The 3746-nt window shown below is 62.7% G+C and carries 6 protein-coding genes; 4 read left to right on the top strand and 2 right to left on the bottom strand.

Features of this window, described 5'->3' with window-relative positions; all coding sequences use genetic code 11:
* The first annotated feature begins 281 nt into the window (after window positions 1–281).
* From cueR to BT264_RS37015, 3 genes are all read left to right on the top strand, one after another.
* Window positions 282–686 (top strand): Cu(I)-responsive transcriptional regulator, encoded by a 405-nt coding sequence (cueR, locus tag BT264_RS37025; protein ID WP_072445469.1) that lies wholly within the window; start codon window positions 282–284, stop codon window positions 684–686.
* A 216-nt stretch (window positions 687–902) separates the two neighbouring features.
* Complete coding sequence (locus tag BT264_RS37020) at window positions 903–1049, top strand: DUF3563 family protein (RefSeq protein WP_072445473.1); 147 nt, start codon at window positions 903–905, stop codon at window positions 1047–1049.
* Between the two features lie 114 nt (window positions 1050–1163).
* The gene (locus BT264_RS37015) at window positions 1164–1532 is read left to right on the top strand and encodes a hypothetical protein (RefSeq protein WP_072445470.1); all 369 of its coding nucleotides are present in this window, start codon (window positions 1164–1166) and stop codon (window positions 1530–1532) included.
* A gap of 15 nt (window positions 1533–1547) precedes the next feature.
* On the opposite strand, the gene BT264_RS37010 is transcribed toward BT264_RS37015, so the two are convergent.
* Complete coding sequence (locus BT264_RS37010; protein ID WP_072445471.1) at window positions 1548–2393, bottom strand: 23S rRNA (adenine(2030)-N(6))-methyltransferase RlmJ; 846 nt, start codon at window positions 2391–2393, stop codon at window positions 1548–1550.
* 111 nt (window positions 2394–2504) lie between these two features.
* Window positions 2505–3476 (bottom strand): potassium channel beta subunit family protein, encoded by a 972-nt coding sequence (locus BT264_RS37005; RefSeq protein ID WP_072445472.1) that lies wholly within the window; start codon window positions 3474–3476, stop codon window positions 2505–2507.
* A gap of 163 nt (window positions 3477–3639) precedes the next feature.
* On the opposite strand from BT264_RS37005, the gene BT264_RS38950 reads away from it, so the two are divergent.
* On the top strand, window positions 3640–3746 hold a 107-nt coding region (locus BT264_RS38950), incomplete at its 3' end, for an SDR family NAD(P)-dependent oxidoreductase (protein WP_143066288.1).

Raw genomic sequence — 3746 nt, 5'->3', positions numbered from 1 at the left:
CCGTGTGAAAGTAGGTAATCGTCAGGCTCCCTAAGCCAAGAACCCCCGCCCGAAAGGCGGGGGTTTTTGCATTGGCGCGGCCAAAATGCCGGGCGCGCCGGGCAAGAGTAGCGTGCTCCATCATCGCATCCTGTCGGCATCCGCCGGAGATCAGCCGTCTTCCATCTACCTGCGCGCACCGCGGAACGAAGCCGCGTGATTTGGTACGATCGAAATGTCGTCGGCGATTGCATACGTCGACGTTCACGTTCGAAACCGGGGCTTGATGGAGAGGGCGGGGAATGAATATCGGTGACGCGTCGCGCGCATCCGGAGTCAGCGCAAAAATGATCCGGTACTACGAGCAGGTCGGCCTTCTTGCGCCGAGCAAGCGTACCGACGCTGGCTACCGAATCTACGGCGCGGACGAAATCCACGTCCTGCGCTTCATCCGTCAGGCGCGACGGCTTGGTTTTCTCGTCGAGGACATCCGCAAGCTGCTGATGCTCTGGCAAGACCGCTCCCGCGCCAGCGCCGAGGTGAAGTCGATCGCCCTCGAGCACGTGGCCGAACTCGACAGGCGCATCGCGGAACTGAGCGACATGCGCGATACGCTGGCCGACCTGGCCGCGCACTGCCATGGTGACGGACGGCCCGAATGCCCGATTTTGGCGCGCCTGGCCGATCCCGTCAGCGAACCAGATTAGTGCGTGTGTTCAGGGCCCGAAATAGGCGCTCGACTCAACCTCTATAAAAATCAATGAGTTAGCTTTGGTGAGCGCGCGCCCATTCCGAACTGGAATGGTTTCCATGCAAGTATTTCACTGGCATCTTGGTGCGGCGTCGCTATAATTCGGGAATACCCTATACGGGAAATCCCTGAATCTCGATTCGCCAGGGGTCCCCCTTCCTTGGAGAACATCATGATCGCCTACATCGTCGAAAAGCTGAGCAACTGGTTCGAATCCGCAGAACGTGAGCGCCGTGAGGCTTACCTCGCCACGTCGTCGGACATCGTCCAGCTCGAGCACCGCATCCGCTCGCTCGAAACCAATGGCTACTCGCTGTAATCCGAGTCACCGCCAGGTGCCGTACGGCACCGACCGATAAGCAGGCCCCGTGTTGACGGGGCTTTGTTTTTTTGTGCGCCGGATCTGGCGAAATCGACGATGCGGCGCTATGGTATGGACCTGCTTTTCACCGTGAAGGACACGATCATGCGTTTGCGTCTCGATGTGCGTCGCAGTGCCCGCGCGCGTCTCGTTCTGGGCGCGGCCATGCTTGTCCATGGCTTCGCGGCCGGTGCCGCGACTTCGTCCAAACCGCTGATTCTCGATACGCAGCGCGGTATCCAGGACGGCAAGGGCGGGCTGGTGCTGCAGACAGCGCCGTTGTCTTCCGAGCCGATCGTCGAGCCGGCGGGCATGCGGGCTCCGGCCGGGCAAGTGCCGAACACGTCGGTGCCGCTGTTCGTCGCACCTTATATCAATGTGCCAGGCTGGGGCGTACCGCCGGCCAACCAACCGAGACTCGCACCGAGGCCGCAGCCGTAACGGCCGGTCGCCCGGTCAGTTTCCGCGGTGCTCGATCTGACAACGGGCGCCGCTATCCTGTCCCAGCACCTCGACCAGATAGGGCAGTGCCTCGTTCATGCTTTGCGCAAGCGTATACGGCGGATTCAGGATGAACATCCCGCTGCCGTAGAGGCCTAGTCCATCGGCGGGCGGATTCGATACCGTCAGCGTCAGGTGCAGCCAGTTGTTCGGTTGCAGGCGCTTCAACTGCTCGGGAAAGCGCTGCGATTCCGTCCGCGTGACCTGCGGATACCAGATCGCGTAGCAGCCCGTCGCGAAACGCTTCAGGCATTCCGTCACGCAGCTTACCGTGCGCGCGTAATCCTTCTTGTCCTCGTAGGACGGGTCGATCAGCACGAGTGCCCGTCGCGGCGGCGGCGGCAGCAGCGCCTTGATCCCTTCGAAGCCGTCGCCGGCGAAGATCATCGCGCGTCGCCCGGCGTCGCGGAAGTTGTGGCGCAGCACGTCGATTTCCGTCGTGTGCATTTCAAACAGGCGCATCCGGTCCTGTTCGCGCATCGATCGCCATGCGATATACGGGGAACCAGGGTAGAAGCGCAGTTCGCCGTCGTCGTTCAGTGCGCGTACTTCGTCCACGTAATCGCCCAGCGCTTCCGGCAGGTTCTTGTCGTTCCACAGCCTGCCGATGCCGGTGTCGAATTCCGCCGTCTTTGCCGCGTAGCCGTCGCGCAGCGAGTACACGCCGGCACCGGCATGCGTGTCGATGTACCAGTACGACTTGTCTTTCTTGTTCAGGTAGCGCAGCAGTTGGACGACGACGGCGTGCTTGAGCACGTCCGCGTGATTGCCTGCGTGAAAACCGTGACGATAGCTGAGCATGGCGGGCTGCCTGAAACAGAAGGTGAATCGATGAAAGCGGTCGATCGGGCGCGGCTGTCAGGCCGGGCGCCGATGCGGCCGCGTATTGTACGCGAGTGGCGGTGAGTCGCCTTACTCGTATGCGTTGCCGACCACCTCCTCGATGCGTTGCTTCACATCCGGCGTCAACTTCGCGGCGACGTCGAGCGCGCGCATGTTCTCGCCGATCTGCTCGATTCGCGATGCGCCGGTGATCACCGAGCTCACGCGCGGATTCGCGAGCACCCACGCGATCGCGAGCTGGCCCGTGCTGCAGCCGAGGTCGACCGCGATCCCGCCGAGCCGTTCGACGATGTCGTTGCTGGCCTGATCGGTCAGGCGGTCGCGCATCCAATCGTAACCCTGCAGTTGTGCGCGGCTGCCCGGCGGCACGCCGTTGCGATACTTGCCGGTGAGCAGGCCCGATGCCAGCGGGCTCCAGGTCGTGAGGCCGAGGCCGTAGTCGTCGTAGAGTCGCGCATATTCCCGTTCGACCCGCGTGCGGTGGAACAGGTTGTACTGGGGTTGCTCGACGACCGGCTTGTGCAGGTGATGCCGTTCGGCGATCTCGCACGCGGCGCGGATCTCGTCGGCGCTCCATTCCGACGTGCCCCAGTACAACGCCTTGCCGCGCACGATCATGTCGCTCATCGCCCAGACGGTTTCCTCGATCGGTGTGTTCGGATCGGGCCGATGGCAATAGACGAGGTCGACATAATCGAGCTGTAGCCGGCGCAGCGAGCCGTCGATCGCGTTCAGCAGGTATTTCCGGTTCAGCGTGTGATACTGGTTCGGTGCTTCCGCGAGCCCCCAGAAGAACTTCGTGGACACGATATAGCTGATGCGTGGCCAGTCGAGCGATTTGAGCGCGTGGCCCATGATTTCCTCGGATTTGCCGCCGGCGTAAACCTCGGCGTTGTCGAAGAAATTGACACCCGCGTCGCGTGCCGCGGCGAGGCATTCCCGCGCGACCCGCTGGTCGACCTGGTTGCCGTACGTGACCCACGAGCCGAGCGAGAGCGCGCTGATCTGCAGGCCGGAACGGCCTAGCCGTCGATAGTGCATGCGAACCTCCTGCGTGACAGAACCGACCTTAAGCTTAGACGTTTTGCACGCGAACGGCGGGGCCGATCGTGCACAATGACGGCTGGCCCGCCGGTACTTCGCGCGATGAAAGCGGATGCGGCCGGCGCGTGTTTTATCGATCCGATAACGGGAGGAGACGGACATGGCAGCAGATCTGAATGGCAAGACCGCAGTCGTCACGGGCGCCGCGAGCGGCATCGGCAAGGAAATTGCGCTGGAACTCGCGAAAGCGGGCGCGGCTGTCGCGAT

It is taken from the genome of Burkholderia sp. NFPP32 (genome assembly GCF_900119325.1).
In the GTDB taxonomy this organism is placed as follows: Bacteria; Pseudomonadota; Gammaproteobacteria; order Burkholderiales; family Burkholderiaceae; genus Burkholderia; species Burkholderia pyrrocinia_C.
This window is presented reverse-complemented; position numbering and strand designations above follow the sequence as displayed.

Coding starts and splice junctions, on each gene's coding strand:
- cueR (WP_072445469.1), top strand. CDS start 282: ATGAATATCGGTGACGCGTCGCGCGCATCCGGAGTCAGCGCAAAAATG.
- BT264_RS37020 (WP_072445473.1), top strand. CDS start 903: ATGATCGCCTACATCGTCGAAAAGCTGAGCAACTGGTTCGAATCCGCA.
- BT264_RS37015 (WP_072445470.1), top strand. CDS start 1,164: ATGGACCTGCTTTTCACCGTGAAGGACACGATCATGCGTTTGCGTCTC.
- BT264_RS37010 (WP_072445471.1), bottom strand. CDS start 2,393: ATGCTCAGCTATCGTCACGGTTTTCACGCAGGCAATCACGCGGACGTG.
- BT264_RS37005 (WP_072445472.1), bottom strand. CDS start 3,476: ATGCACTATCGACGGCTAGGCCGTTCCGGCCTGCAGATCAGCGCGCTC.